This is a genomic window from Candidatus Oleimmundimicrobium sp., assembly GCF_030651595.1.
GTDB lineage: Bacteria > Actinomycetota > Aquicultoria > UBA3085 > Oleimmundimicrobiaceae > JAUSCH01.
In genome coordinates this window covers 1-2,106 of record NZ_JAUSCH010000023.1, presented here as the reverse complement: position 1 = coordinate 2,106, position 2,106 = coordinate 1, and the positions used below count along the sequence as shown (strand labels likewise).

The window sequence follows — 2,106 nt, the reverse complement described above, 5'->3', positions numbered from 1 at the left end:
CCGTTTTTTAACTCCTCCAAAGCCGCCTCGATCCCCCTGGAGGGACGATAGGGCCTGTCCGAAATCATGGCGCTGAAGACATCGGCTACGGTGATGAGCTGAGCGATGGGCAGTATTTCGCCGTCGCGCAAGCCCTGAGGGTAGCCGCTTCCGTCGAGGAGCTCGTGGTGCTGCAGCACACATTCGGCCACAGGGCCAGAAAATTCTATAGTTCTGACTATCTCATATCCTTTTTGAGGGTGATTGTTGATGATCGCTCTCTCTGCCTCATTGAGCGTGCCAGGTTTGTTGAGGACTTCGGCTGGAACGGAGATCTTGCCTATGTTGTGAAGCAACGCTGTCACATAAAGGGTTTTTATCGTCTCCTGGCTAAGATGCATTTCCGTGGCTATCATCGCGGCGAAGCGGGCCACCTCGCGCTGGTGTCTGGCTGTGTAGGGGTCGTGTTCTTCAATTACCTTGGAGAGCGCTTGGATCGCTGTCTCAACCGTTCTTTCAAGCTCTCTCGTGGTTCGGAGCAGGGTTCTATTGGGCTGTTCTCTTTCGGTGATGTTATGGTAGATGCCGTAGGCATAGTGCTTGCCGTGGGCTTTGAAAGGGATTGCCGTCAACTGGACATTCATTAGGGTTCCGTCTTTTCTTTCCCGAAAGGTGGTGTAAGTCAGAGATTTTCCCTCTGCAAACGTCGTTACGAAAATGTTTGCCACAAGCTGTTTGACTTTTGGGCTCTTGCCCACAAGTTCGGCGATCTTCTTCTGAAGTACCTCATGGTGTTGATATCCGAACAGGTCAAGGAAGGCTGGGTTTGCCCATAAAACGCATCCTTGCTTTTCGACGAGGACCGTTGCCAGGGGAGAAGCTGAAAAAAGAGCCTCATGAAATACGTTTGGAACCGTCAGTTCAGCGAAATGAGTGGCAGCAACCATATCAAACTCCTTTCTCGCCAGAATCTTGACGGAAAGAATGCGAATCTTGTGAAATGCCTTTATTGCCGAGGCAAGAGACAAGAATGCGCTGATATAATACATCTAAGGGGCTTGTTATACTAGTTTAGAGAAATTTTGATTAACTGCACATAGTTCAACGAGGGTAGCCATGGGAGAAATTTGCCGAATTGACATTCTGTTGCGCATGATATACGGGTTTGGCGGGCTGGCTCAGGAAAAGTCAGAATTACTGCCGTCTATGGCTTTATCCAACTCGCCTGAAAGCACAAGTTGTTCCAGTGCATCGACGGCCTGAGAGTTGTATTTGACATCTCGCCCGCTTTTTAACTCCTCCAACGCCGCTTCGCTTCCCATGGAGGGGCGGTAGGATCTGTGCGAAATCATGGCCTCGAAGACATCGGTAACAGCGAGTATCTGGGCGGGGAACAATATCTCGTTGCCGCGCAGGCCGTGAGGGTAGCCGCTTCCGTCGAGGCGTTCGTGGTGCTGTAATACGCATTCTGCCACAGAACCCTGAAATTCCATGGTTCGCACTATTTCGAAGCCTTTTTCCGAATGTTTTTTGACGATATTTTTCTCCTCTTCAGAGAGTGTTCCCGGTTTTGAAAGAATTTGAGCCGGGATGGCGATTTTGCCCATGTCATGAAGGAGCGCCGCCATATAAAGGGTTTTTGTCATCTCTTGGCTCAGGTTCATTTCCGAGGCCAGCATGGAGGCGATGTAAGCCACTCTGCGCTGGTGTTCGGCCGTGTAGGGGTCACGCTCTTCAATCACCTTGGAAAAAGCCTTGAGCGTTCTATCAAGCGTCATTTCAAGTTGTTTTTTTATTAGGCGCAGATTCTTTCGCGACTGTACCCTTTCGGTGATGTCGTGGTAGATACAATAGGCAAAATCTTTCCCATCTGCCTTGAAGGGAATTATGGTAAACAAAACGTCTATACGAGTTCCGTCTTTTCTTTCCCGGATGGTGGTGCGAGTCAGCGGTGTCATTCCTGCAAGTGTCGTGACGTTGATTCTGGCTGCGAGTTTCTTTATTTTGTCGCTTGTAGACACAAGGTCATCGAGTTTCCTTAGGAACGCTTCGCTATGCCGATACCCAAACAGGTTAAGAAAGGCCTGGTTTACTCTCAAGACAATTCCATCTTCGTCTATGAGAACC

2 protein-coding genes are annotated in these 2,106 nt (G+C 49.5%); both read right to left on the bottom strand.

Features of this window, described 5'->3' with window-relative positions; translation table 11 throughout:
* The coding region (locus Q7U95_RS01620) for an HD domain-containing phosphohydrolase (RefSeq protein ID WP_308751533.1) at positions 1 to 1,028 on the bottom strand (1,028 nt) is incomplete at its 3' end.
* Positions 1,029 to 1,157: 129 nt separating this feature from the next.
* The coding region (locus Q7U95_RS01615) for an HD domain-containing phosphohydrolase (RefSeq protein ID WP_308751532.1) at positions 1,158 to 2,106 on the bottom strand (949 nt) is incomplete at its 5' end.